The sequence below is a fragment of the Limnospira fusiformis SAG 85.79 genome (assembly GCF_012516315.1).
GTDB classification, from domain to species: domain Bacteria; phylum Cyanobacteriota; class Cyanobacteriia; order Cyanobacteriales; family Microcoleaceae; genus Limnospira; species Limnospira fusiformis.
The window spans coordinates 1,774,400-1,797,241 of sequence record NZ_CP051185.1 but is presented as its reverse complement, the minus strand read 5'-3'; the positions used below and the strand labels follow the sequence as shown (position 1 = coordinate 1,797,241).

30 protein-coding genes and 2 pseudogenes are annotated in these 22,842 nt (G+C 48.1%); 16 read left to right on the top strand and 16 right to left on the bottom strand.

Features of this window, described 5'->3' with window-relative positions; all coding sequences use genetic code 11:
- Window positions 1-10 precede the first annotated feature (10 nt).
- The 3 genes and pseudogenes from HFV01_RS08540 to HFV01_RS32025 all read left to right on the top strand — a co-directional run.
- The gene (locus HFV01_RS08540; protein ID WP_006624758.1) at window positions 11-301 is read left to right on the top strand and encodes a nucleotidyltransferase family protein; all 291 of its coding nucleotides are present in this window, start codon (window positions 11-13) and stop codon (window positions 299-301) included.
- On the top strand, window positions 298-642 hold the full coding sequence (locus tag HFV01_RS08535) for a HepT-like ribonuclease domain-containing protein (protein WP_008049718.1): 345 nt from the start codon (window positions 298-300) through the stop codon (window positions 640-642). The genes HFV01_RS08540 and HFV01_RS08535 overlap by 4 nt, the downstream gene beginning before the upstream one ends.
- A 14-nt stretch (window positions 643-656) precedes the next feature.
- Window positions 657-740: pseudogene (locus HFV01_RS32025) on the top strand (Uma2 family endonuclease); the annotation flags it as partial.
- 47 nt (window positions 741-787) lie between these two features.
- On the opposite strand, the gene HFV01_RS08530 reads toward HFV01_RS32025, so the two are convergent.
- Window positions 788-1,420 (bottom strand): Uma2 family endonuclease, encoded by a 633-nt coding sequence (locus tag HFV01_RS08530; RefSeq protein WP_193521004.1) that lies wholly within the window; start codon window positions 1,418-1,420, stop codon window positions 788-790.
- Between the two features lie 192 nt (window positions 1,421-1,612).
- Entirely contained in the window at window positions 1,613-1,825 is a 213-nt protein-coding gene (locus HFV01_RS08525; protein ID WP_193521003.1) for a hypothetical protein, read from the bottom strand.
- Window positions 1,826-2,031: 206 nt separating this feature from the next.
- Here HFV01_RS08525 and HFV01_RS08520 point away from each other — a divergent pair, with 206 nt between their 5' ends.
- On the top strand, window positions 2,032-5,520 hold the full coding sequence (locus tag HFV01_RS08520; protein ID WP_193521002.1) for a HEAT repeat domain-containing protein: 3,489 nt from the start codon (window positions 2,032-2,034) through the stop codon (window positions 5,518-5,520).
- A 347-nt stretch (window positions 5,521-5,867) separates the two neighbouring features.
- On the opposite strand, the gene HFV01_RS08510 is transcribed toward HFV01_RS08520, so the two are convergent.
- Together HFV01_RS08510 and HFV01_RS08505 are read right to left on the bottom strand one after the other, a co-directional pair.
- A complete protein-coding gene (locus tag HFV01_RS08510) occupies window positions 5,868-6,272 on the bottom strand; it encodes a type II toxin-antitoxin system VapC family toxin (protein WP_193521001.1) in 405 nt (134 codons plus the stop codon).
- A gap of 2 nt (window positions 6,273-6,274) precedes the next feature.
- Window positions 6,275-6,511 (bottom strand): hypothetical protein, encoded by a 237-nt coding sequence (locus HFV01_RS08505; RefSeq protein WP_193521000.1) that lies wholly within the window; start codon window positions 6,509-6,511, stop codon window positions 6,275-6,277.
- Window positions 6,512-6,556: 45 nt separating this feature from the next.
- Here HFV01_RS08505 and HFV01_RS32020 point away from each other — a divergent pair, with 45 nt between their 5' ends.
- The 4 genes from HFV01_RS32020 to HFV01_RS32015 all read left to right on the top strand — a co-directional run bounded on the left by HFV01_RS32020 (window position 6,557) and on the right by HFV01_RS32015 (window position 7,599).
- Window positions 6,557-6,832 (top strand): NACHT C-terminal alpha/beta 1 domain-containing protein, encoded by a 276-nt coding sequence (locus HFV01_RS32020; RefSeq protein WP_431522212.1) that lies wholly within the window; start codon window positions 6,557-6,559, stop codon window positions 6,830-6,832.
- A gap of 89 nt (window positions 6,833-6,921) precedes the next feature.
- Entirely contained in the window at window positions 6,922-7,236 is a 315-nt protein-coding gene (locus HFV01_RS08495; protein ID WP_046320855.1) for a hypothetical protein, read from the top strand.
- The gene (locus HFV01_RS08490; RefSeq protein WP_006624724.1) at window positions 7,224-7,454 is read left to right on the top strand and encodes a hypothetical protein; all 231 of its coding nucleotides are present in this window, start codon (window positions 7,224-7,226) and stop codon (window positions 7,452-7,454) included. Before HFV01_RS08495 ends, HFV01_RS08490 begins: the two co-directional genes overlap by 13 nt.
- 31 nt (window positions 7,455-7,485) lie before the next feature.
- Window positions 7,486-7,599 carry an NACHT C-terminal alpha/beta 1 domain-containing protein gene (locus HFV01_RS32015; RefSeq protein ID WP_396442562.1) on the top strand — a complete coding sequence of 38 codons (114 nt, stop codon included), beginning with the start codon at window positions 7,486-7,488 and terminating at the stop codon, window positions 7,597-7,599.
- On the opposite strand, the gene HFV01_RS08485 is transcribed toward HFV01_RS32015, so the two are convergent.
- The 3 genes from HFV01_RS08485 to HFV01_RS08475 all read right to left on the bottom strand — a co-directional run bounded on the left by HFV01_RS08485 (window position 7,583) and on the right by HFV01_RS08475 (window position 8,557).
- On the bottom strand, window positions 7,583-7,924 hold the full coding sequence (locus HFV01_RS08485) for a DUF5615 family PIN-like protein (protein WP_006624723.1): 342 nt from the start codon (window positions 7,922-7,924) through the stop codon (window positions 7,583-7,585). The genes HFV01_RS32015 and HFV01_RS08485 overlap by 17 nt on opposite strands.
- Window positions 7,921-8,154, bottom strand: a complete 234-nt coding sequence (locus HFV01_RS08480) for a DUF433 domain-containing protein (protein ID WP_006624722.1) — start codon at window positions 8,152-8,154, stop codon at window positions 7,921-7,923. Before HFV01_RS08480 ends, HFV01_RS08485 begins: the two co-directional genes overlap by 4 nt.
- Window positions 8,155-8,320: 166 nt before the next feature.
- Complete coding sequence (locus HFV01_RS08475; protein WP_157234382.1) at window positions 8,321-8,557, bottom strand: hypothetical protein; 237 nt, start codon at window positions 8,555-8,557, stop codon at window positions 8,321-8,323.
- Here HFV01_RS08475 and HFV01_RS32010 point away from each other — a divergent pair.
- The 5 genes from HFV01_RS32010 to HFV01_RS08455 all read left to right on the top strand — a co-directional run bounded on the left by HFV01_RS32010 (window position 8,484) and on the right by HFV01_RS08455 (window position 10,125).
- Window positions 8,484-8,648: an NACHT C-terminal alpha/beta 1 domain-containing protein gene (locus tag HFV01_RS32010; protein ID WP_396442561.1), complete on the top strand. Its 165-nt coding sequence runs from the start codon at window positions 8,484-8,486 to the stop codon at window positions 8,646-8,648. The genes HFV01_RS08475 and HFV01_RS32010 overlap by 74 nt on opposite strands.
- Before the next feature lie 79 nt (window positions 8,649-8,727).
- Complete coding sequence (locus tag HFV01_RS08470; protein WP_006624720.1) at window positions 8,728-8,964, top strand: hypothetical protein; 237 nt, start codon at window positions 8,728-8,730, stop codon at window positions 8,962-8,964.
- Window positions 8,957-9,340: a type II toxin-antitoxin system VapC family toxin gene (locus HFV01_RS08465; RefSeq protein ID WP_006624719.1), complete on the top strand. Its 384-nt coding sequence runs from the start codon at window positions 8,957-8,959 to the stop codon at window positions 9,338-9,340. Before HFV01_RS08470 ends, HFV01_RS08465 begins: the two co-directional genes overlap by 8 nt.
- A gap of 145 nt (window positions 9,341-9,485) precedes the next feature.
- Window positions 9,486-9,692, top strand: a complete 207-nt coding sequence (locus tag HFV01_RS08460; RefSeq protein WP_006624717.1) for a hypothetical protein — start codon at window positions 9,486-9,488, stop codon at window positions 9,690-9,692.
- Between the two features lie 220 nt (window positions 9,693-9,912).
- Window positions 9,913-10,125, top strand: a complete 213-nt coding sequence (locus tag HFV01_RS08455; RefSeq protein WP_006624715.1) for a hypothetical protein — start codon at window positions 9,913-9,915, stop codon at window positions 10,123-10,125.
- 221 nt (window positions 10,126-10,346) lie between these two features.
- Here HFV01_RS08455 and vapC read toward each other — a convergent pair whose 3' ends face one another.
- The gene (vapC, locus tag HFV01_RS08450) at window positions 10,347-10,754 is read right to left on the bottom strand and encodes a type II toxin-antitoxin system VapC family toxin (protein ID WP_006624714.1); all 408 of its coding nucleotides are present in this window, start codon (window positions 10,752-10,754) and stop codon (window positions 10,347-10,349) included.
- Window positions 10,741-10,953 carry a type II toxin-antitoxin system VapB family antitoxin gene (locus tag HFV01_RS08445; RefSeq protein WP_006624713.1) on the bottom strand — a complete coding sequence of 71 codons (213 nt, stop codon included), beginning with the start codon at window positions 10,951-10,953 and terminating at the stop codon, window positions 10,741-10,743. Before HFV01_RS08445 ends, vapC begins: the two co-directional genes overlap by 14 nt.
- Before the next feature lie 122 nt (window positions 10,954-11,075).
- On the opposite strand from HFV01_RS08445, the gene HFV01_RS08440 reads away from it, so the two are divergent.
- Window positions 11,076-11,258, top strand: a complete 183-nt coding sequence (locus tag HFV01_RS08440; RefSeq protein ID WP_155839148.1) for a hypothetical protein — start codon at window positions 11,076-11,078, stop codon at window positions 11,256-11,258.
- Here HFV01_RS08440 and HFV01_RS08435 read toward each other — a convergent pair.
- From HFV01_RS08435 to HFV01_RS08410, 7 genes and pseudogenes are all read right to left on the bottom strand, one after another.
- Window positions 11,241-11,447, bottom strand: a complete 207-nt coding sequence (locus HFV01_RS08435; protein ID WP_006624710.1) for a hypothetical protein — start codon at window positions 11,445-11,447, stop codon at window positions 11,241-11,243. The two genes, HFV01_RS08440 and HFV01_RS08435, sit on opposite strands and share 18 nt — an antisense overlap.
- A gap of 33 nt (window positions 11,448-11,480) precedes the next feature.
- On the bottom strand, window positions 11,481-12,311 hold the full coding sequence (locus tag HFV01_RS08430; protein ID WP_006624709.1) for a nitrate ABC transporter ATP-binding protein: 831 nt from the start codon (window positions 12,309-12,311) through the stop codon (window positions 11,481-11,483).
- Between the two features lie 96 nt (window positions 12,312-12,407).
- Entirely contained in the window at window positions 12,408-14,420 is a 2,013-nt protein-coding gene (locus HFV01_RS08425) for an ABC transporter ATP-binding/substrate-binding protein (RefSeq protein WP_006624708.1), read from the bottom strand.
- Between the two features lie 64 nt (window positions 14,421-14,484).
- Window positions 14,485-15,321, bottom strand: a complete 837-nt coding sequence (ntrB, locus tag HFV01_RS08420) for a nitrate ABC transporter permease (protein ID WP_035760137.1) — start codon at window positions 15,319-15,321, stop codon at window positions 14,485-14,487.
- Window positions 15,322-15,363: 42 nt separating this feature from the next.
- Window positions 15,364-15,756: pseudogene (locus tag HFV01_RS30310) on the bottom strand (zinc ribbon domain-containing protein); the annotation flags it as partial.
- 216 nt (window positions 15,757-15,972) lie between these two features.
- Window positions 15,973-17,271 carry a CmpA/NrtA family ABC transporter substrate-binding protein gene (locus HFV01_RS08415; protein ID WP_006616041.1) on the bottom strand — a complete coding sequence of 433 codons (1,299 nt, stop codon included), beginning with the start codon at window positions 17,269-17,271 and terminating at the stop codon, window positions 15,973-15,975.
- A gap of 477 nt (window positions 17,272-17,748) precedes the next feature.
- On the bottom strand, window positions 17,749-17,964 hold the full coding sequence (locus HFV01_RS08410; RefSeq protein ID WP_006624704.1) for a hypothetical protein: 216 nt from the start codon (window positions 17,962-17,964) through the stop codon (window positions 17,749-17,751).
- A 170-nt stretch (window positions 17,965-18,134) separates the two neighbouring features.
- Between HFV01_RS08410 and HFV01_RS08405 the strand changes: the two genes are divergently transcribed.
- The gene (locus HFV01_RS08405; RefSeq protein ID WP_193520999.1) at window positions 18,135-22,553 is read left to right on the top strand and encodes a HEAT repeat domain-containing protein; all 4,419 of its coding nucleotides are present in this window, start codon (window positions 18,135-18,137) and stop codon (window positions 22,551-22,553) included.
- 66 nt (window positions 22,554-22,619) lie between these two features.
- Window positions 22,620-22,811, top strand: a complete 192-nt coding sequence (locus HFV01_RS08400; RefSeq protein ID WP_006624696.1) for a hypothetical protein — start codon at window positions 22,620-22,622, stop codon at window positions 22,809-22,811.
- Window positions 22,812-22,842: the final 31 nt, after the last annotated feature.

The following is a 22,842-nucleotide window of genomic DNA, read 5'->3' as shown; positions in this document are numbered from 1 at the left end:
TTAACGACTGATGAATTTACCAGAGCGACTGCAAGAGAAACGAGAGGAAATTTTGGCATTAGCTGCCCAGTATGGAGCCAGCAATATCCGTGTTTTTGGCTCCGTGGCACGGGGGGAAGCCGATGCGGATAGTGATGTAGATTTTTTGGTGGAAATGCAGCCCGGACGCAGCTTGCTGGATATGGGTGGACTGCTGATGGAACTCCAAGAGTTACTAGGCTGTCGGGTTGATATTATCACAGAGAAGGGGTTACGTCCTAGGATTCGCCAACAAGTCCTAGCGGAAGCGATACGGTTATGAGAAGCGATCTCGAAAAATTGCTGGATATGTTGGAAGCAATAGAACGCATTGAGCGATATGCTGTTCAGGGGCGATCGGCTTATGAGCAAAATGAACTGATCCAGACTTGGTTTATACAAAACCTTCAAATCATCGGAGAAGCTGCCCGCGCGCTGACTTCAGAAATCAGAAGCCAGCATCCAGAAATACCTTGGAAAAACATCATCGGAATGCGGAATATCTTAGCTCACAACTACTTTGAAATTGACTTGGATATGGTTTGGGTTGTCGTAGAGCAAGAACTTCCATGGCTCAAGCAAAGCATAGAAAATATCGTGCGCTACTTAGAACACCCGGAATAGCAGGAAGGTCATAGCAAAATAACCTCGCCGCCGTTTGGGAAACCCTACAAGGGGGACTAGCTTCCCCAGAACATCAAGCCTTTATTCAACAAAAGTGATGTTTGGAGAATCTTCTGGAGAGTATGTCAACCTTTTCTCCGCTCTCCTACCCTCCGAGTTGCTGCTTGAGATCACGAATGGCTGCACTGGTATTTCTCTGATAGGCAATTTGTAAACATTGAGCAACGAGAGCCGCTGGATTTACCGCCGGGAAATATTGGCTTTGGGATGTGATGCCGTATTCATTGCCCTGAAGTTGGTAAATCATCAGTTGCTGGTTCCGAAATAGCCAGACTTCTGGCACTTGATAGGGCAGATAATCCTGCACATCTGAGTAGCTGGTGATGTCAATTTCTAACACCAAATCTGGCGGGGGGTCATTGCGCCAATCAATCCGTTCTTTACCGGAAACCGCTTGCCAATGGTCAATGTAGAAACAATAATCTGGTTCAATCCCGCTTTCTTCTGGCAGTTGCATTGTCACGGGTGTGAAAGCATCGTATTCTCGCTCCTGATGATCCAGCAAGGTTGTAATGATGGCAGCAATTAAACTCACATCTCGACCATGCTTAGGTAAAGGCGACATCAACAATACTTCCCCAGAACGATATTTAAGCCGAGGAATGGAACCATCTCCCCGCTGTTCGCACAATGCTTGATATTCCTGCCAGGTCGCAGGCGATCGCATTACTGTTCCGGCGGAAAGATAAAGTTTTTGCGGTGAAACGACGGTCAACATTTCTTGACCTCTGTATTTTTGCCTGATCAGTATTGTAATGTACTCACCGCCAGATCAAACTTACCCAAACCCCTGGATGATTTCACTTAACGAGAGATTGACCGCGCCTTGGTCTGGTAGGTTGGGTGCAGCGAAGCGCGAAACCCAACCATTCACCGCCCCCAATTTTGAGAGATTTCATCCCAAACCCCCTCACCGTCCCCGCATCCACAGACAATAAACGAACGTCAGCAGCAACCATCCCGATACACAGCCCAAACAAGCCGACATCACCGGAGCCGGAGGAGTCTCTAAGGAGGAATTAAGCTGAATTTCCATCACCTCATTAACATAGGGTTCGACGAAATTACTATATGCGTCTTCTAAGGCGGCGCGTTGTTTGAATTTGTCTTGCACATCTATCATGGCTAATTAACCTCATTTTTAGTCTGGTTTAGAATCACAAAACCTAGACTATAGGCGGGCTACAGCCGTGAATTGGAAGCACAAATAGAATTAAGTATAATTAAGTGGAATTAAGTGGAAAGGTATGATTTTATAGCATTTAAATTGACTTTTAGACTCAAATCAACTAGACTTGAAACAGAATCCACTGAGTCGAGGTCAGGGCAATGTGGCAAGACTTTCTCCGACAACAAGCCAAAAATCACAGCCTCTCCCCAGAAGAGACAGAGACTTTATTGAAGCGATTTCCAGAGAAAGAGCGTTATATTAAAACTGAAGCCCAATTTACCGAGATACTCAATGAAGGAATTTCCGATGTCAAGCATAAAATTGGTGTCGATACTGTCACCAAGCGAATGCAAGAAATTTATAAAAAGTTTCAGGCAGATTGTCCCCAACTCCAACAGTCCTCTCGGGGAAAATTGGGGATTTTGCGGCAATGGCTGATTGAGCAATTTATAATAATAGATCGCCCTCAAACCCTCAATCGCTGCATTTTAGGACTCAAAGGCAACTATCAAGAAGCGCAACGGCAACTCACCGAAATTACCACTACCCTGCAAAACCGCCTCAAGGATAAAACCCTCTCCATTACCAAGGTTGAGGAAGGCAGTATTATCCTGATTGTGGAGAGTTCCCAAACCGGGTATGAGCAACTTAAAACCCTGATTAACACAAAAATTGGGAAGTTTCAGGTAGAATATGTCATTGATGAATGGCAAGATATTTGCCGTCGTATGTTACTTAAACAGAAATACTTAACCATTAATGAAATTATCGGTCAGGTTGATGGAAATCGCGATCGCAACTTAATTGATGAGGATTTGTTTGTCGATTTAGCCCTGGTGAAACCGAAACAGAGTGAGAAACCAAAACACCCCCAAGATATTGACCCGGAAAGAGGTTCGGACTTTTTCACCAGGCAGGAAGTGCAGGAAAAGGAAAAGTTCGCTTACGAAAAATTTCGTGATAAAATCGTTCGCGAACGCACCGAGAAAAATATTGCTATTGTTGGAGAAGCGGGAGCGGGCAAAACAACGTTACTCCAAAAATTAGCATTTTGGTTATTACAAAAAACCGATGATTTAGTGGTTTGGGTATCCTTGGCAAAATTGGGCAATCAGCCACTCCACAAATATTTAAAAGAAAATTGGATTGATCAAACATTAGTTGATGCAACGGAGCAAATCAAAGCAGACTGGAGGAAAAAATTTGAGGCAGGTGCAGTCTGGCTGCTTTTAGATGGCTTCGATGAAATGAGTCAGAGTGAGCAACAGTCTTTAGATTTACAAGGTTGGGTGAGCAAGGCACAGATTATCATGACCTGTCGCTTGAATTTGTGGCAAGGGAACCCCAGCCAGTTACAGGGGTTTCAAACCTATCTCACCCAACCGTTTCAGGATGAAAAAATGCAGGAGTTTATCCGGCGCTGGTTTCGGGGGTTGGTGGCGGAGGGTGAGGATGTCCAGTTAGCGGAATCCTTGTGGTCAGAGTTGCAAGAGTCCGGGAAGGAACGGATTAAGGATTTATGCCGCAATCCCCTGCGGTTAACGTTGTTATGTGCGACTTGGAAGGTGGAGGATGCGCTACCGGAAACGATGGCGGACTTGTATGCGGGGTTTGTGGAGTCGGTCTATGGGTGGAAGGAAACGGCTTTTCCGGTGACGGAGGAGGAAAAGGAACAGTTAAATGCGGCTTTGGGAGAGTTGGCGAAGGCATCCCTAGAGGCGGAAACGAGTCGATTTCGGTTAACTCATCGGTTGGTATGTGAGCATTTGGGGAAACCGAAGGCGGCGGGGTCGTTGTTTCCTCTGGCGTTGAAGTTAAGCTGGTTGAATGAGGTGGGAGTAGCGGAGGAAAGTCGCCGCGAAAAAGTCTATACGTTTTATCATGCGACGTTTCAGGAGTATTTTGCGGCGTTGGCGGTGGAGGATTGGGATTATTTTCTGCCGAAGGATCATTGCGATCGTCCGGTGGAGGGGAAGCGGTATCGGATTTTTGAACCGCAGTGGAAGCAGGTGATTTTGTTGTGGTTGGGGCGTGAGGATGTTGGGGAGGATGAGAAGGAGGGGTTTATTCGGGGGTTGGTTGAGTTTAAGGATGGTTGTGGAGAGTGGAATTTTGAGAAAGTAGATAGAGAATTTTATGAATATCAAGCCTATTTTTTAGCAGCAGCAGGAATTAATGAATTTAAGGCTTGTTCCCTGGCTGCTGGGATTGTGCGACAGGTGGTGAAGTGGGGGTTGAGTGAGTTCGACATTCAGAAGCCAAAATGGATGACTTTTCGCGCAGCGGTTGAAGAAGGGGCAAGAAAGGCGATACATGAGACCATTCGACGGCTGACGATTACAGAACTGAGTGCAATTATTGATAATTGCCCAGATGAAGATACCCGGATGCAGGCAATGTTGATTTTAAAAAAAATTGATCCCAAAAATGCTAAAGTTTGCCCTTGGAACACAATTAGAATCTCCAACGGGGATAAAGATACCTCGCGGCAAGCGTCTGAGAGCCCAGATAAAATTAACACAGTAAACTCTCAAGAAATTGCGGATTTACTCGAAGTTATCGAAACCAGTCCGTCTGGATATACCCGGCTGGATGCGGTTTTGTTGCTAGAGAAAATCGGACAGGGAAATCCTCAAGCCATCTCTGGTTTGGTCAAAATAATGGCAAACACTAAGTCTAAAGATATCCGTTGGATGGCGGCTGAGACCTTAGAAAAAATCGGACAAAGAAATCCCGAGGCGATCGCTAATTTGCAGAACATTATCGCAAACACTGAGTCTGAAGATATCCGTTGGCGTGTGGCGGCGAGTTTAGGGAGGATTGACCCGGGAAATTGTAAAGCGATCGCTGGGTTGGTCAATGTTATCACCACCACTGAGGATGAAAAAAACAGGATGTGGGCGGCTCAGAGTTTAGGGGAAATCAACCCAGGGAATCCCGAGGCGATCGCTGTTTTGGTTAAACTTATAGAAACTACTGAGGATGAAGATACCCGCTGGCGGTTAGCTTTGAGTCTGCCAAAAATCCTCACTACCCCCCAACAATATGCAGGGGTTGTCACCGCCTTAAAACACAACCTCAGCGATGGAGTTGACCAAAACAACTTTAAACGATTCCATCCATCCTACAACGTCCTCTGGAATTGTGCCGAAAATCTGCCCTATCCCGAATTTTACCAAGCATGGCACAATCCCCCCACCTCCCCCCATAGCGGCGAACCCTCTTTCGCCTCTCCCCTCACCTGCGAATCCCTGCAACACCTGCCCCTGTATTACCTCAACGCGGACCTCCTCGCTGACGAAACCCGCGAACGGGAAATCGCCCTCACCCTCAGCGAACTGATTTGGGAAATCACCTGTCCCGACGAAGACCCCCCGGAACCCGCCACCCCCGCTGAACTGCGCCGCCACCTCAAAACCCTAAAACGCGGTAACCTCCTCCCCCACCGTGCCATCCTCTTCGGTAGCGAAACGGTTTCCACCCCGACCCAACCCACCCCAGAACTCATGGCCTTTTGCCAAAAACTGACGGGGGTAATTGCGATCGCATTTCTCACCGACGACCCCCTAGAAGCGCCCTTAAAAGGCTTTCCCCCCAATCAACGGAATCTGATATCTGCGATCGAAACCTGGTTAGGGGAGATTTGAGGATTGGCATTTTTTAGGTTAAAATATCCATAGATTAATAGACAAAAAAGGTAAAAAAATGGTTAATTCTTTTGAATTTAAAGCGAAAATCAAACAAGGCATGATAGAAATTCCGCCGGAATATCAACAAAGTATTCAAGAAGGAAGGGATTGAGAGTGATTGTGGTTTCAGAAGCAAAGCCCCAACCCAGATTAATGGATAAACTGGCAGAAAACCCCATTCCGGTTCAAGGGTGGGTCAAACCAACCCGAGATGAAATTCACGACAGAAAGTGATGAGTGATAAAACCCTATTTATTGATTAAAATATTTGGCGATATCGTTGTCAAGTTGATGAATTAACACTATCATTGATAAATAGAAATCACCTTAATACTTCGAGTTCGACGAATTGACTTTTGAGGTTTTTCATTGGTTATGAATTCCGTTGCTCCAACCGAGACTGCTGCTGCAATATGTAAAGCATCCATAGCCCCTAGTCCAAATTGACTAGATTCTCGATAGGCTTGTTCAATGATAGTGTTGATATCGTTTGCCCAGTAAATGACGGCATCAAAAAAAGTTTCATAAAACTTTATCTCGCTACTTTGTTGATGATAAATGGCTTTTGGCAAAACCTCTAATTTCAAAAAAATACTAGAAGCAAATTCTCGCTGGTCATCTTCTAAGATTTGTAAAGCGAGTTCAGCCATTTCATTTTCAGCGCGAGCCGCATAAATTAACACTCCAGCATCAACAAAAGTTCGGATCATTATTAGTCCACATAGCCTCCACGGCGTTCGGCTTTTTCTTGTTCTATTTCTTCTGGCGTTAACAAGGGGATGCCCGATTCTATAATTTCTTGGCGGATTTTTCTTAACTTTGCTCCAAGCGGGGAACTGGGTTTAGTCGGTTGGGGCGTTTGATGAAGAGAGTCAATAAAAGCGAGAACTTGTTGCTGTTGTTCAGGGTCTAAACGCTGCCATTTTTCTAATAATTTTTGGGTAGTCATTTGGCTTGATTCCTCATTTTAGGCTCTGATTAATTGTAGTATAGCCTGACTGGCGATCGCCACCTCAAAACCCTAAAACGCGCCCCACCTCCTCCCCCACGGAGCCATCCTCTTTGGCGGCGAATTTCCACCCCGACCCAACCCACCCTAAAAGCGATCGCCTTTTGCCAAAAACTGACGGGGGTAATTGCGTTCCGGAAGCGTCTGGGTAGGAGAGTACGATTTCTCGCCGACGACCCCCTAGAAGCGCCGTTAAAAGGCTTTCCCCCCAATCAACGGAATCTGATATCTGCGATCGAAACTTGGTTAGGGGAGATTTAAGCAGCCACCAAGAAACCCGGTTTCTGAACCCTCACCCCAAGTTCTCAAATTCGCTAAAATATCATCAAACCCTAGCCTTCAGCTAAAACATGGAATCAATTGTTAAATTTATTGTTTCTACTCCCCTAGGGTTCACCGTCCGCACCACCGAAAGCTACTGGCAAACTTTGCTAATCAAACATCCCGATATTACCCATTATGAAACAGAAATTCAGCAAACCCTTAATCAACCCGATGCCATTTACCAAAGTCAGCGCGATATTGATGTCTTGCTATTTTATCGCACCATCAAAGCAAAAAGATGGCTGGTTGCCTTGCATCGGCGTTTAAATGGCGAGGGTTACTTGATTACAGCTTACCAAACTGATGCAATCAAAACAGGAGCAAAATTATGGCCCAAATAAAAGTCTTTTACGAACCCGAAACCGAACTCTTAACCATTTTTTGGCAATCTCCCCGCCCTAACCAAATTGCTACGGAACTGGGGAACGATATTATCCTTTTCAAAGATGGAGATACCAATGAACCCATTGGCATCGAAGTGTTATCCTATCGCCCTGGAGACGATCGCATTAGTGGCATCTCCCTGGAACTCGGCCAACAAAACCTGATTAAAACCTGAAAAAATCCACTGCACTCAAATCTGAGCGAAAATTACCATCCTCTCCGACAACCCAGAAGCGCCCTTAAAAGGCTTTCCGCCGAATCAAGCGAATCTGATATCTGCGATCGAAACCTGGTTAGAGGAAATTAAGGAGTATTCGTAATTTCCACAATCATTTCTCCTTGCTGCAATTGCTCTAACGCATTCGGTAAAGTTGCCATTAACAATTTTCGCAAATTACGGTTCGTGACATTGCCACAAGTTAGCCATAAAATTTGAGGAGGCGATCCTAAACGACAGACCAAATCAATAAAATCACTGTCTTTCGTGACAATCACCACATTTTCAGACCGTGCTGCTGCAAAAATCTCGATATCTTGAGCATCCCGCCAGCCTAAATCCCGCAATGCACTCGCTTCTAAACCAAAGGTTTCTGTCAGCCAACTTGCCAACGTAGGCGGAAGTTGAGCATCGACCCAAATTTTCATGCGGTGAGTCTGGGAAAATCAGTACGTCTTGCCGCAAACAGCAGACAGGCTTGAATATCTGCTAGTTCTAAATCGGGAAAATCTTCTAAAACTTCAGAAATGCTCACATTTTCCGCTAACATTTCTAAAATATCGGTGACTCTAATTCGCATCCCGCGAATACAGGGACGACCCCCACATTGACCGGGATTTTGCGTAATTCGGCTCATTAATTCAGGAGTTGAAGTCATATTTTTAAGGCTGAATGTGTGATTACACCTCATAAATTATAGCCGATCGCGCTCCTCAATTCTTTCTCCGAATAAGCGCTCACCGGGGAATCCCTGCAACACCTACCCCTGTATTGCCTCAACGCTGACATCCTCGCTAACCAAACCCGCGAAGGGGAAATCGCCCTCACCCGATCGCCAACTGATTTGGGAAATCACTTATCCCGAGGAAGACCCCGCCGAAATGCGATCGCCACCTCAAAAGCCTAAAACGCGCCCCACCTCCTCCCCCACCGTGCCATCCTCTTCGGCGGCGAATTTCCACCCGGACGAAACCCACGCCAGAAGCGATCGCCTTTTGCCAAAAACTGACGGGGGTAATTGCGATCGCGAAGCGTCTCCGTAGGAGAATCGCATTTCTCACCTCAGAACCCCTAGAAGCGCCGTTAAAAGGCTTTCCCCCCAATCAACGGAATCTGATATCTGCGATCGAAACCTGGTTAGAGGAGATTTAAGCAGCCAAGAAACCCGGTTTCTGACCCTTAGCACCAAAATTAGCTAAAATGTCAACAACCCCTAGCCCCCAACTCAAAAATGACTCAAACTCTTGATATCACCGGACTCACCCCAGAACAAATCGAGCAAATTCACAAGATGATAGAAACTTTTAAAACTATTAATCAACAGCAGAAACAAGGCGATCGCCCACTAATAACTGACTCCACCAGCCCCCTCACCCAGGCTCAAAAAATAGTCAAAAAATATGCGAAAAATCGCAACCTAACAGAGGAACTGATTCAAGAACGCCGTCACGAGTCTATCCATGAGTAATGTCATCATGGATGCCTCTGCTATATTAGCATTTCTCAATCAAGAAAGCGGGAGTGAACAAATAACAGACTTGATTGAAAATGCAACGATTAGCACCATTAATTTATCGGAAGTTATTGCTAAATTGGCCGAAATTGGCATCTCAGAAACCGAGATTTTGCAAATTTTGTCCGACTTGAACTTAAAAATTGTTCCCTTTGATGAACCGCAAGCTCAAATTGCGGGTATGCTACGACCCATGACTAAACCTCTAGGCTTATCCCTAGGCGATCGCGCTTGTCTAGCCCTGGGTCTTGTTCTCAATCAACCCGTGATTACCGCAGACCGCCAATGGAGTCAGTTAAATCTTAACCTCGAAATTCGAGTGATTCGGTAAAAAGGGTTTCCCCCCAATCAACCTCATCTGATATCCGCCATTGAAACCGGGTTAGAGGAGGTTTGATGATTCAAGAAACCCGGTTTTTGACCCTTAGCGCCAAAATTAGCTAAAATGTCAACAACCCCTAGCCCCCAACTCAAAAATGACTCAAACTCTTGATATCACCGGACTCACCCCAGAACAAATCGAGCAAATTCACAAGATGATAGAAACTTTTAAAACTATTAATCAACAGCAGAAACAATCAACCCGAGAAAATCTCTCAGAATCAGACTTGAATTCCTGGTTTTTTGCCAGCGAAATTCTCCAGCCCTTTAATCGGACGATGCTTTATGGCAGGGGAAGCTAAACGAATTTATCTGGATACGAACATCCTCGCTTATGTTGCTAATACCAAAGCCCCTCAACATCAAGCCGCTTGAGAAATATTTAGACCCACCGAAAGGGAAATTTTGTGTGTCTCATCGCAGGTTTGAGCGGAATTTTACTCCTATATTACTAATCCCGCTATTTTAGCCACGCCTTTACAGCCAACGGAAGCAATTATCCGCATTAACCGGATTTGTCAGATGCCCCATATCTGTCTACTTTCAACTCCGGTGGATTTGTTTGAACGTTGGATCGGTTTATTGGCAGAAAGACCTGTAAGCAATGGAGGTGTTTTTGATTTACTGCACATTGGGATTATGTTAGCCCATGATGTTACCACAATCTACACTTTTAACATCAAGGACTTTTCTTGGTGTTCTCAAATTGAGGCGATCGCTCCGAGTCACCGTTAATCAACCCACCCCAGAAGTGATCGCTTCGGCGTTGACCTAGGAGAGTACGATTTCTCACCGACGAACCCCTAGAAGCGCCATTAAAAGGCTTTCCGCCGAATCAAGGGAATCTGATATAGGCGATCGCTTCGGCGTTGACCTAGGAGAATCGAAACCTGGTTAGGGGAGATTTGAGGATTGGCATTTTTTAGGTTAGAATAGGGTTAGAGGAGAGTTGATAATTAATTATTGTCAGGTCGAAAGCGTAAACTATTAAGGCTGGTTGCCGTTGCAATTGTCTCAAAATCCCTGTCATTATGAATTAAGATCAACTGATGTGCGATCGCCAGTTGAGCAATACAACAATCAATACTACTTCTAACCGTTAATCCCTGTCGTTGTAAATCGTAATAAATTCGGGCAGCCGCCACCCAAGTATTAGGAGTGGGTTCGATATAGTCTTGGTCTTGCAGATAGGTTTCTAATAACCTCCACTCCCGTTCATCTCGGCAACCTTGCAACAGTTCCATTTGAGTAAATCGGCTCAAAAAAATGGGTTGCTCCTTAATAATTTCTGATAAAGATTGACCAACCGTACCCGTCTTGTCTCGCAAAACAGCAATCCAAACTGATGTATCAATCAAAAACATTCCGGTTTAACCGTAAGGCTTTATAGTCGTAATCTGTTGAGAATTGAATCTGTCCGCTCAAATCGAGTAAATTTCGTTTTTTGCGGTTTTTGACTAACTCGGATAAAGCCAAGTTAATTAATTCTTGTTCTGTCTGAATATTGGTTAAGCGCAATGCTTCTTTCACCAATTCTTCATTGAGTTCGATGGACTTTTTCATCGCTAGTGGTTGATTTTATGTTCAGATTTATTGTCGTGCCGATTTACTTATATTAACATTTTTCTGACTCAATGTCCCCCTGATTTGGGAAATCACTTGTCCCGAGGAAGACCCCGCCGGAAATGCGATCGCCACCTCAAAACCCTAAAACGCGCCCCACCTCCTCCCCCACAGTGCCATCCTCTTTGGCGGCGAATTTTCACCCCGACAAAACCGACCCCAAAAGCGATCGCGAAGCGTCTGGGCAGGAGAATCGCTTCGGCGTTGACCTAGGAGAGTACGATTTCTCACCTCAGAACCCCTAAAAGCGCCGTTAAAAGGCTTTCCGCCGAATCAAGGGAATCTGATTGATATAGGCGATCGCTTAGGCGTTGACCTGGGAGAATCGAAACTTGGTTAGGGGAGATTTGAATATCTGAAACTGTTACAATCTGACGCAAACGTATTATTCCCCAGCCGCCAAGAAGTGCCTCAGAAACGGGGGTGGTGACCATTTCATCCAGAGGCGTAAAGGATTCTTCTGGGCTTTAGGTGTCGTCGTGGGCGTAACGACGATAGAGGAAGTCTAGGGCTTCGTTGCGTAGCTCGTAGTATTCTGGCTGTTCCATGAGTCGGGTGCGATCGCGCGGCCGAGGGAAGGGTAAGTCGAGGATTTCACCAATGCGGGCGGCCGGGCCGTTCGTCATCATGACCAGGCGATCGCCCAGGAAGAGGGCTTCGTCGATATCATGGGTAATCATGAGTACGGTGACTTTGTGATCGGCCCAGATTTGTAGCAGTTCTTCTTGCAGTTCTTCCCGGGTGATGGGATCGAGAGCGCCGAAAGGTTCATCGAGAATGAGAACTTTGGGGCGAAGGGCTAAGGCTCTGGCGATGGATACCCGTTGTTTCATTCCCCCGGAGAGTTCTTTGGGCTTCTTGTCGGCGGCCTCAGTTAAGCCCACCAGTTCCAGATGTTCTCGCACGATCGCCACTTTGTCCCGTTGTTTGAGCTTGGGAAAGACGGAGTTGACAGCCAGGAAGATATTCTCGTAGGCGGTTAGCCAGGGCAGGAGGGCATAGTTTTGGAAGACCACCATGCGATCAGGCCCGGGTTCTTTAATTCGTCGTCCTTCTAAGCGAACTTCTCCTTCGCTGGGTTGACGGAAGCCGGAAACCATATCCAGGAGGGTCGATTTACCACAGCCGGAGTGCCCAATCAGACATAAGAATTCTCCTTCCCGGACGGTGAGTTGGATGTTGTCGAGAACTCGATAGGGCCCCTCTGGGGTGGCATAGGTTTTGCTAAGGCCATCAATGACCAGATAAGAGTCATTGGTGGTGTAGGTGTGGGAGGTGGAGTTGGTTACAGTTTGCATTGGGTAAGAAGGAAATAGACAGTAGGTAGCAGGGGTGAAAGAGGAATGGGGGATCGGTTGTCCTCTAGGGATGGCTTAGGGGTGGGTTCTTTGGGGTTAGGCGGCCGATAGTTCTCGGGGGGCTGGGTTGAGATCGATTTCTGTGATGGTTAGGTTGGTTTTGATTTGTAGTTGTTCTAGGTAATGGATGGGATCGTCTGGGTTGAAAATAGCCCCGTCGAAGAGGATGATGGGATAGCGATCGCGGCCAATGTCCATCATGTTTAAGCCTTGGGCGGCTTGGGAGAACATATCGAGACGGCGGACGCGATCAATGACTTCAATCCAGTTGCGGGGGAAGGGGGTAATGCCCCAACGGGCCATTTGGGTGAGAATCCACAGGGCTTCGGTGCGATCGGGACAGTTGGTTTTGTCGCAGAAGAACTGGTTGTAGCGGGGGATAGGTTGGGGGTCGCCGATGCCTTTGTTGTAGGCATCAATGAAGCCGGGACGGGTGTAGATGGGGTCGGACCCGACATATTCGGGACGACAGATGAGGTCTAAAACCTCTTCCCGATGACGCATATCGTCGCAGTAGTCGCAGGCTTCTAAGAGGGCTTGGATAAGGGCTAGATGGGTTTTGGGGTGAGTTTGCGCCCAGTCTTCCCGGACTCCGAGGACTTTTTCGCAATGGCCAGACCAGATTTCCGGGTCGGTGGCCATGACGAAACCGATGCCTTCATGGACGGCGCGGGAGTTCCAGGGTTCGCCGACACAGTAGCCGTCGATGTTGCCGGCTTTGAGGTTGGCGACCATTTGTGCGGGGGGAATGATGACGATATCCAGGTCGCGATCGGGGTCGATGTCAGCGGAGGCGAGCCAGTAACGTAGGATGAGGTTGTGCATGGAGGTGGGATGCACGGCTCCCAGGGTGAGTCGTCGGTCGGGGTGGGCGGCGATAAAGCCTTTGAGATCGGCGAGAGTTCGCACCCCTTCCTCGTAGAAGTGACGATGGAAGGTGATGGCGTTGCCGTTGCGAGAGAGGGTCATGGCGGTAATGACGGGCAGGGGGGTATGGTTATCCCGGCCTATGGTCATTCCGAGGGGCATTCCGGCAACCATTTGGGCTGCGTCGAGGCGTTGCTCTCGAATGCCCGATTCGATCGCGTTCCAACTGAGTTCGCGACTGAGGGTGACTTGGGTCAAGCCATGTTTGGCGAAGAATCCCCGTTCTTTAGCCACCACGAGGGGGGCGCAGTCGGTGAGGGGGATGAAGCCTAGGTTGAGGTTGACTTTTTCTAAGCCGTTTTCGTGAACTTCGATGGGTTGGGGTTGGCTTTGGCGTTTCTTAGCCCGTCGCTGTTGGTTGAGGAAATAGACGATCTCGTTGCGGAGTCCGTAGTAGTTGGGATCTTTGACCACCGAGACATGGGTGCGGGGCCTGGGGATGGGGACATCGAGAATTTGCCCGATGTATGAGGCGGGGCCGTTGGTGAGGAGGACGATGCGATCGCTCAGGAGGAGGGCTTCGTCCACGTCATGGGTGACCATGATACAGGTGACTTGGCTTTCCTCGCAGATACGCATCAGTTGTTCTTGCAGTCCCCCTCGGGTCAGGGCATCTAGGGCTCCAAAAGGTTCGTCCAGGAGGAGGAGTTTGGGGCGGATAGCCAGCGACCGGGCAATGGCAACCCGCTGTTTCATGCCCCCGGAGAGGTGGGCGGGGCGTTTATGGGCCGCATGACGTAAGCCCACTAGGTCAATGTGATGTTCAATGATACCGCGTTGTTCTCCTCGGGGGCGATCGCCCATAACGGATTCGACCGCCAAGGCGATGTTTTCTCGCACCGTTAGCCAGGGCAGCAGAGAATAGTTTTGGAATACCACCATGCGATCGGGTCCCGGCTCTGTCACCTGGCGACCTTCTAGGATGATGCCCCCTCGGGTAGGTTTATCGAGTCCGGCAATTAGGTTTAAGAGGGTTGATTTACCACAGCCCGAATGACCCACCAAGGAGATAAATTCACCTTTACGAATCTTGAGTTCAATGTTACTCAAGGCAACATAAGTGCCTCCATTAGGGAGATTAAAGACTCGTTCAATATGGTCAACTTCAGCAAAAATAGACATGGGCTTTAAGCAGGAGTAGGGGACAACGAAATCAGAACAGAAGACAGCTAATTAATTATTGAGCTTAGTCTTCAGACACCACCAAACTGGCCAAGAAGGTAATAAACTTATCCAGCAGTAGGCCGACGACCCCGACATAAATCACCGCTAGGATAATGTCACTCATGCGAGAACTGTTCCAGGCATCCCAGATAAAGAAACCAATACCCACACCACCAATCAACATTTCGGCGGCGATAATTGCCAGCCAAGACAGACCAATCCCAATCTTGAGTCCCGTAAAAATATAGGGAACCGTTGCCGGGAAGAGGATTTTAAAGAAATAGGTCTTGCGGTCAAGTCGTAGCACCCGTGACACATTATTATAATCCTGAGGAATTTGCCGCACTCCCTCAGTTGTATTGATAATAATCGGCCAAATTGCTGTAATAAAAATCACAAAAATAGCCGAAGGGTTTGCTCGCTCAAAGCCTGCCAAGGAAATCGGTAGCCAAGCCAAGGGGGGAATCGTTCTCAAGATTTGAAAAATCGGGTCTAAGGCACGGTACATTAGAGTGTTCGTACCAATCAGAACTCCTAACGAGACTCCCACCACCACAGCGAGGGAGAACCCCAAGGCCACCCGTTGCAAACTCGTCAAAATTTGCCAGAATAGCCCCTTATCAATGCCGCCGTGGTCAAAAAACGGGTCGATAATCAATTCCCAAGTTTCTGACACTGTGCGGATAGGACCGGGCAACGTCGAATCGGAAACAGCGGTGAACACCTCCCAAACAACCAGGAAAATCAGAATAGCAACCGCAGATGGAATCAGCTTTTTCCCCTTGTTAAGAACGGCTTTAAGCCACCGTTGTGGGGAAAATTGAAATTTATGGCGTCGGCGATAAGTAGGAGAAGTCATAGGTTCATGAGGAGAGAAGGGGACAGGGAACTGATACATTGACGCGACATTTATCCGGCTATTGCCTGACAATGCGACGATAGCACTATTACCCGTTAAGGTAACAGAGGCGGTATCCCGCAAAGCTTTTAGAAAGATTCCCAAAGCACCGTTCCAGTCCCTGGGTAGAGTGAACCCACACTCAGGACATCGGAACACTTTTGAGCCACCTAGCTGGGAATGCACATGACCACAGTGAGTACAGGTTTTGCTGGTGTATTCTTCCGTCACATCTACAACTGTGGTTCCAGTTATTTCCCCTTGATGTCTCAGGGTTAGTTTGAATCGATAATGCGCCCATGTCAGCAGGGCGCGGGCAGTCTTAGACCTGATTAGACGCTTCACCTGACTGGCCATATCGGAAGTCTCGAAGGTAGGCCAAAAAATCAGGCTGTGTTATGGGATGGTCAGGGATGCGACCCAATCAACCAAGGGGTTGAAGTCCTCACCGGGTAGTCCCCACGCCCATTTCAGCTCTATTTCATACCCGAAGGTCTCGCACCATACTTGGTATTATACCGTATTGCCCTAAAATGTTAACCTAATTTGAGATTAAATCATGCTCTTAACTCTTAACAGGCAATAGGGGTAGGATGTGTTTCGGCATCAGTCTTAAATTCGGGTAATCTCTAAACTCTTGAGATAATCTTGGGGGTCTTCTGGGTCAAAGACCTTGCCATCAAAGAAGGTTTCGGGACCTCGAGAGGTGCTTTCGGGAATCATGTCTCCCTGGCCGATGGCTTCAGCCGCTTCTCGCCAGAGGTCTTCCCGATTTACTCGGTCCACCATGCCTTTAATATCCGCATCCGGGGGCAGATACCCCCAACGGATATTTTCAGTGAGGAACCAGAGCTCATGACTTTTGAAGGGATAGGACGCATTATCCCGCCAGTATTTCTGCATCAAATCTGGCATTTCCCTCACCTCACCGATGCCGAAATCATAAATACCCCGAGACCGGTCGATAATGTCATCAAACGGCACATTGAACCAAGCCCGGCGGGAGAGAATCTGACACATCTCCTCCACATTCTCCGGTTCACTACACCAGATTTGGGCTTCTAGGGTTCCCATCAACAACGCCCGGGCGGCTTTGGGATGTTCGTCAACCCAATCTGCCCGCATTCCTAGGGCTTTCTCAGGATGGTCTTGCCAGAGTTCCCCAGTGGTTAAGGCGTTATAGCCAATATCTTGGTTCACCAATTGCAGGGGCCAGGGTTCCCCAACACAGAAGGTATCCATATTGCCAACCCGCATATTAGCCACCATCTGGGGTGGGGGGACGACAATCGTCGAAATCTCCTGGTCTGGGTCAATCCCTCCCGCCGCCAGCCAGTAGCGAATCCAGCAGTCATGGGTTCCTCCGGGAAAGGTCATGGCGGCCCGTAAGTCTTCACCCGCAGCCCGTCGTTCAGCGAACCGTTCCTTGAGGGGGGTACTATCGACTCCAATTTCTAAATCGCGATAGTCATTGGAGAGGCAAATCCCCTGACCATTCAAATTCAGACGCGCCAAAATGTACATCGGGACTCGCCGACCATCGGTGACAATCCCCTCTGAAATCAGATAAGGCATTGGTGTGAGAATATGTGCCCCATCAATACCACCGCCCCGAGAACCCAGAACTAAATTGTCACGGGTGGTTCCCCAGGATGCTTGTTTTTCAACGGAGACATCCGTCATGCCATACTTAGCAAAAAAGCCTTTTTCCCGTCCAATAATTAGGGGAGCCGCGTCGGTTAAGGCAATAAAGCCGAGTCGTGCTGTTGGAGTTTCCGGGGCATTTTCTGGGTCAATTTCTACCTCAAATTGGGTTTGGTCATTAATCGGTCCGCAGCTATGGAGTAATAAGCTGCCAGCCGTTGCTGCACCAGCTGTAATCAGGAATTGGCGACGGTTAAATCGGGGCATTGTTTAGTTAAGAATCAACAGTGAGTTTTTAGGTTCTAATCACAGGGGATGAGTGCTTAGAGATAACATAGGGTCGGTTTGATGTTGTGTCCACAATCTAAGAAAAATCACCAGGGGTTTATGTATCGGCAACTACAATTTTTAGATTGTTTTTTATTTTACGCATTTCGGTCATGCGTAACTTGCATCTGAGTGAAAAGGACCCATGAAATAGCAGAAAAAAAGTAGCCATTGATATGATGACCCCAAGGCTAGGGCGACCCGGCAGGACAACCACAAGGGGTCGCCCCCACCTCTTCCCCCTCTCCTCCTCTGTGTCCTCTGTGGCTGAAGTGCTAACCCAGAGGTGGTTAGACCTTCTTCCCGCCATTCTGCGCCAGAGTGGCTATGCTGGAAGTTGCGGGTGCGTTCGTCTCCCCAGCGACCGATAGCCCAATCAGGATTTAACGAAAGTGGTGGGGAAGGTCGTCGCTACATTCATGGCCGTCGGCGCATCCACAGACAATAAACGAACGTCAGCAGCAACCATCCCGATACACAGCCCAAACAAGCCGACATCACCGGAGCCGGAGGAGTCTCTAAGGAGGAATTAAGCTGAATTTCCATCACCTCATTAACATAGGGTTCCACGAAATTACTATATGCGTCTTCTAAGGCGGCGCGTTGTTTGAATTTGTCTTGTAGATTAGCCATCACTGACCTCCTTTGTGTGTTTGAGATCAGTGTTTTTTTGGGCTAATGCCCAAGCAAATCCACAGGTAAAATCCTGAAATCCTTGCTACAATGGCTTTACCTGGTTTGGGCAACCCTCCCGTTTGGGCAAGTTTCCCCAAACCAGCACCAGTTTTCTATCGAGGGTCGTCATGGTGGGAAAATCGGGTCAGCCTTTCAAAAAAAGCCGCAAGTATGGAGAAAGCGCGGAGGACTTGCAAGACCGTCTGGACTTCGTGGCGGCGTTGCTGGCTTGGGATGATAAGGAGATCACGATTCCCCCAGACTCACTCAAGGCACAGTTTGAACTGGAGTGGGTGAAAGAGGACGAGTTGAGGGTGTCTGGCATCCTTGAGCAAAAACAGCGCAATGGACAGATTAAGCGGATAGAAAAGGGGATTACTAAGAAGGAGTTAGGGATTTTATTAGAAACCTATCGCCAGAAACCGATTTTGGAAGCGGCGAGGGATGAACTGATTCAAAATGCCTTGGCTTGCCTTCGAGATTTGGGGATTCTGAAGGAGCATGAATCAGCCAAAAATCAAGGATATTGGAAGTTTTCGCTCTGTCTCAAACATCAAACCAAGAGAGAAGAGAACCTACAGGTTATTCGAGATAAATGGAAAGAGTCCTTTGGGGAACTGCCTGAACCTAACCATCCGCCCCAACTCACGGCGACGCTCAACCGCTGCATTTTAGGACTCAAAGGCGACTATCAACAGGCGCAACAGCAACTCACGGAAATCACCACTACCCTGCAAAACCTGCTCAAGGATAAAACCCTCTCCATTACCAAGGTTGAGGAAGGCAGTATTATCCTGATTGTGGAGAGTTCCCAAACCGGGTATGAGCAACTTAAACGCCTGATTGGACAAGAGATTGCTGGGTTCCCGGTGGAATATGCGATCGATGAATGGCAAGATATTTGCCGTCGGATGTTACTGGACCGGAAACCGTTAAGCAGTAATACGGTTATCGGTCAGGTTTATGGGAATCGCAATTTAATTGATGAGGATTTATTTGTCGATTTAGCCCTAGTGAAACCGAAACGGAGTGAGAACCCAAAACACCCCCAAGAGATTGACCCGGAAAAAGGTTCGGACTTGTACAATCGGGAGGAAGTCGAGAAACGGTTTGCTTACCGAGAGTTTCTCGAAGAAGTGATTAGTCAACGCACGGAGAAACGTCTTGCCATTATTGGGGAACCGGGGGCGGGAAAAACCACGTTACTCCAGAAATTAGCCTTTTGGTTATTACAAGCAACCGATGATTTAGTGGTTTGGGTATCCTTGGCAGAATTGGGCAGTCAACCCCTGGGAGAGTATTTAGAGCAAAAATGGCTCACCGAGGCATTGAGGCAGTCCAGAGAGGAAATTAAAGCCGACTGGGGGAATAAATTTGAGGGGGGTGCAGTCTGGTTACTGTTGGATGGCTTGGATGAGATGAGCCAGACGGACCTACAGGGGTTAAAATTCCGAGGTTGGGTGACGGATGCGCGGATGATTGTCACCTGTCGCTTGAATTTGTGGCAAGGGAACCCCAGCCAGTTACAGGGGTTTCAAACCTATCTCACCCAACCGTTTCAGGATGAACAAATGCAGGAGTTTATCCGGCGCTGGTTTCGGGGGTTGGTGGCGGCGGGTGAGGATGTCCAGTTGGCGGAATCCTTGTGGTCAGAATTGCAAGAGTCGGGGAAGGAACGGATTAAGGATTTATGCCGCAATCCCCTGCGGTTAACCTTGTTATGTGCGACTTGGAAGGTGGAGGATGCGCTACCGGAAACGATGGCGGAATTGTATGGGGGGTTTGTGGAGTCGGTCTATGGCTGGAAGGAAACGGCTTTTCCGGTGACGGAGGAGGAAAAGGAACAGTTAAATGCGGCTTTGGGAGAGTTGGCGAAGGCATCCCTGGAGGGGGAAACGAGTCGATTTCGGTTAACTCATCGGTTGGTATGTGAGCATTTGGGGAAACCGAAGGCAAAGGGGTCGTTGTTTCCTTTGGCGTTAAAGTTAGGCTGGTTGAATGAGGTGGGGGTGGCGGCGGAAAATCCCCGTGAGAAGGTGTATGGGTTTTATCATGCGACGTTTCAGGAGTATTTTGCGGCGTTGGCGGTGGAGGATTGGGATTATTTTCTGCCGAAGGATCATTGCGATCGTCCGGTGGAGGGGAAGCGGTATAGAATTTTTGAACCGCAGTGGAAGCAGGTAATTTTGTTGTGGTTGGGGCGTGAGGATATTGGGGATGAGGAGAAGGAAGCGTTTATTCGGGGGTTGGTTGAGTTTGAGGATGGGGTCAGAGATTTTTATGAATATCAAGCCTTTTTTCTGGCAGCGGCAGGAATTAATGAGTTTAAGGCTTGTTCTAGGGCGGCTGAGATTGTTCGGCAGGTAGTCAAGTGGGGTTTTGGTTATTTCAATATTGAAAAACAGGAATGGCGAACTTTTTTAAATCCGATAGAAGAAGGGGCAAGAAAGACGATACCTGAAACCATTAGACGGCTGGCTGTTCCAGAACTGAGTGTAATCATTGAAAATTGCCCAGGAGAAGATACCCGGAGGCAGGCGGCTGAGAGTTTAGGGGCAATCGACCCAGGAAATGCCGATGCGATCGCTGCTTTGGTTAAACTGATCGAAACCACTGAGGATGAAGATACTCAGAGGCAGGCGGCAGAGATTTTAGGGGAAATCGGACAAGGAAGCCCTCAAGCGATCGCTGCTTTGGTCAAACTTATCGAAACTACTAAGTCTGACTCTACCCAATGCAGGGCAGTATGGAGTTTAGGGAAAATCGACCCAGGAAATCCTCAAGCGATCGCTGGATTGCTCGAAGTTATCCGCAATACTGAGAATGAATTTACCCGTAGGCAGGCGGCACGGAGTTTAGGGGAAATCGGAAAAGGAAATCCCGATGCGATCGCTGGATTGCTCAAAGTTATCCGCAATACTGAGGATGAAGATACCCGTAGGGAGGCTATAGAGAGTTTAGGGGAAATCGGACAAGGAAATCCGGAGGCGATCGCTGTATTGGTCGAAATTATCCGCAATACTGAGGATGAATATACCCGTTTGCTGGCGGCATGGAGTTTAGAGGAAATCGACCCAGGAAATCCCGATGCGATCGCTGGATTGGTCGAAGTTATCCGCAATACTGAGGATGAAGATACCCGTTTGCTGGCGGCAGAAATTTTAGGGAAAATCGACCCAGGAAATCCCGATGCGATCGCTGTATTGGTCGAAGTTATCCGCAGTACTGAGGATGAAGATACCCGTAGGGAGGCGGCACAGAGTTTAGGGGAAATCGACCCAGGAAATCCCGATGCGATAGCCGTATTGGTCGAAGTTATCCGCAATACTGAGGATGAACATACCCGTAGGTGGGCGGTAGAGAGTTTAGAGAAAATCGACCCAGGAAATCCCGATGCGATCGCCATATTGCTCGAAGTTATACGCAATACTGAGGATGAATTGACCCGTATGGCGGTATATAGTTTAGGGGAAATCGGACAAGGAAATCCGGAGGCGATCGCCGTATTGGTCGAAGTTATACGCAATACTAAGGATGAATGGACCCGTAGAAATGCGGCATATAGTTTAGAGGAAATCGATCCAGGAAATCCCGAGGCGATCGCTGGGTTGGTCGAAGTTATACGCAATACTGAGGATGAATTGACCCGTATGGCGGTATATAGTTTAGGGGAAATCGGACAAGGAAATCCCGAGGCGATCGCTGGATTGGTCGAACTTATCCGCAATACTGAGGATGAATATACCCGTAGAGAGGCGGCAGAGAGTTTATGGAAAATCGACCCAGGAAATCCCGACGCGATCGCTGGGTTGCTCCAAGTTATCCGCACGACTGAGGATGAAGATACCCGTATGCAGGCGGCAGAAAGTTTAAAGAAAATCCTCACCACACGCCAACACTATGCAGAAGTCGTCTTCACTTTAAAAGACAACCTCAGCGATGAAGTTTACCAAAACAACTTTAAACGATTCGAGGCATCCTACAAAGTCATCTGGAATTGTGCCGAAAACCTCCCCTATCCCGAATTTTACCAAGCATGGCACAATCCCCCCACCACCCCCCATCCCGAAGTCACCGAACAAACCCCCCATAGCGGCGAACCCTCTTTCGCCTCTCCCCTCACCTGGGAATCCCTGCAACACCTGCCCCTGTATTGCCTCAACGCCGACCTCCTCGCTGACGAAACCCGCGAACGGGAAATCGCCCTCACCCTCAGCGAACTGATTTGGGAAATCACCTGTCCCGACGAAGACCCCCCGGAACCCGCCACCCCCGCAGAACTGCGCCGCCACCTCAAAACCCTAAAACGCCGTAACCTCCTCCCCCACGGTGCCATCCTCTTCGGTAGCGAAACGGTTTCCACCCCGACCCAACCCACCCCAGAACTCATGGCCTTTTGCCAAAAACTGACCGGGGTAATTGCTGTAGCCTTCCTCACGGAGGAACCCCTAGAAGCGCCGTTAAAAGGCTTTCCCCCCAATCAACCGAATCTGATATCTGCCATTGAAAGTTGGTTAGGGGAGAGTGTACATAGGGGTTCTCCCTGAAACTTAGGATAAAATTGGAATTGACCTTAAAACCTGATTTTGGGTAACGAAGCGGACTGAACTGTTATGAATACCCTAGCTCAAGAAATTCTCAAAAACTTTGATGAGTTGCCGACTACAGAACAACAGGCGATAGCAGCAGAAATACTCAAGCGCGTTATCAATTTTGACGTTCCCCCTTTGACCGATGAGGATTTAGTCCTCAATGCAGAAGAACTGTTTTTAGCCTTAGATGAGCAAGAGGCAGATTATGAGTAGTCCTAACCGGGGAGAAGTCTGGCTTGTGGAT

Bases quoted from the DNA above. Each gene is read 5' to 3' on its own strand.
- HFV01_RS08540 (WP_006624758.1), top strand. From the start codon at position 11: ATGAATTTACCAGAGCGACTGCAAGAGAAACGAGAGGAAATTTTGGCA.
- HFV01_RS08480 (WP_006624722.1), bottom strand. From the start codon at position 8,154: ATGACTTCAACTCCTGAATTAATGAGCCGAATTACGCAAAATCCCGGT.
- HFV01_RS08460 (WP_006624717.1), top strand. From the start codon at position 9,486: ATGACTCAAACTCTTGATATCACCGGACTCACCCCAGAACAAATCGAG.
- HFV01_RS08525 (WP_193521003.1), bottom strand. From the start codon at position 1,825: ATGATAGATGTGCAAGACAAATTCAAACAACGCGCCGCCTTAGAAGAC.
- HFV01_RS08505 (WP_193521000.1), bottom strand. From the start codon at position 6,511: ATGACTACCCAAAAATTATTAGAAAAATGGCAGCGTTTAGACCCTGAA.
- HFV01_RS08520 (WP_193521002.1), top strand. From the start codon at position 2,032: ATGTGGCAAGACTTTCTCCGACAACAAGCCAAAAATCACAGCCTCTCC.
- HFV01_RS08400 (WP_006624696.1), top strand. From the start codon at position 22,620: ATGAATACCCTAGCTCAAGAAATTCTCAAAAACTTTGATGAGTTGCCG.
- vapC (WP_006624714.1), bottom strand. From the start codon at position 10,754: ATGTTTTTGATTGATACATCAGTTTGGATTGCTGTTTTGCGAGACAAG.
- HFV01_RS08455 (WP_006624715.1), top strand. From the start codon at position 9,913: ATGCCCCATATCTGTCTACTTTCAACTCCGGTGGATTTGTTTGAACGT.
- HFV01_RS08445 (WP_006624713.1), bottom strand. From the start codon at position 10,953: ATGAAAAAGTCCATCGAACTCAATGAAGAATTGGTGAAAGAAGCATTG.
- HFV01_RS08410 (WP_006624704.1), bottom strand. From the start codon at position 17,964: ATGGCTAATCTACAAGACAAATTCAAACAACGCGCCGCCTTAGAAGAC.
- HFV01_RS08435 (WP_006624710.1), bottom strand. From the start codon at position 11,447: ATGGTCACCACCCCCGTTTCTGAGGCACTTCTTGGCGGCTGGGGAATA.
- HFV01_RS08405 (WP_193520999.1), top strand. From the start codon at position 18,135: ATGGTGGGAAAATCGGGTCAGCCTTTCAAAAAAAGCCGCAAGTATGGA.
- ntrB (WP_035760137.1), bottom strand. From the start codon at position 15,321: ATGACTTCTCCTACTTATCGCCGACGCCATAAATTTCAATTTTCCCCA.
- HFV01_RS08470 (WP_006624720.1), top strand. From the start codon at position 8,728: ATGACTCAAACTCTTGATATCACCGGACTCACCCCAGAACAAATCGAG.
- HFV01_RS08510 (WP_193521001.1), bottom strand. From the start codon at position 6,272: ATGATCCGAACTTTTGTTGATGCTGGAGTGTTAATTTATGCGGCTCGC.
- HFV01_RS08495 (WP_046320855.1), top strand. From the start codon at position 6,922: ATGGAATCAATTGTTAAATTTATTGTTTCTACTCCCCTAGGGTTCACC.
- HFV01_RS08490 (WP_006624724.1), top strand. From the start codon at position 7,224: ATGGCCCAAATAAAAGTCTTTTACGAACCCGAAACCGAACTCTTAACC.
- HFV01_RS08430 (WP_006624709.1), bottom strand. From the start codon at position 12,311: ATGCAAACTGTAACCAACTCCACCTCCCACACCTACACCACCAATGAC.
- HFV01_RS08465 (WP_006624719.1), top strand. From the start codon at position 8,957: ATGAGTAATGTCATCATGGATGCCTCTGCTATATTAGCATTTCTCAAT.
- HFV01_RS08425 (WP_006624708.1), bottom strand. From the start codon at position 14,420: ATGTCTATTTTTGCTGAAGTTGACCATATTGAACGAGTCTTTAATCTC.
- HFV01_RS08535 (WP_008049718.1), top strand. From the start codon at position 298: ATGAGAAGCGATCTCGAAAAATTGCTGGATATGTTGGAAGCAATAGAA.
- HFV01_RS08485 (WP_006624723.1), bottom strand. From the start codon at position 7,924: ATGAAAATTTGGGTCGATGCTCAACTTCCGCCTACGTTGGCAAGTTGG.
- HFV01_RS08440 (WP_155839148.1), top strand. From the start codon at position 11,076: ATGCGATCGCCACCTCAAAACCCTAAAACGCGCCCCACCTCCTCCCCC.
- HFV01_RS08530 (WP_193521004.1), bottom strand. From the start codon at position 1,420: ATGTTGACCGTCGTTTCACCGCAAAAACTTTATCTTTCCGCCGGAACA.
- HFV01_RS08415 (WP_006616041.1), bottom strand. From the start codon at position 17,271: ATGCCCCGATTTAACCGTCGCCAATTCCTGATTACAGCTGGTGCAGCA.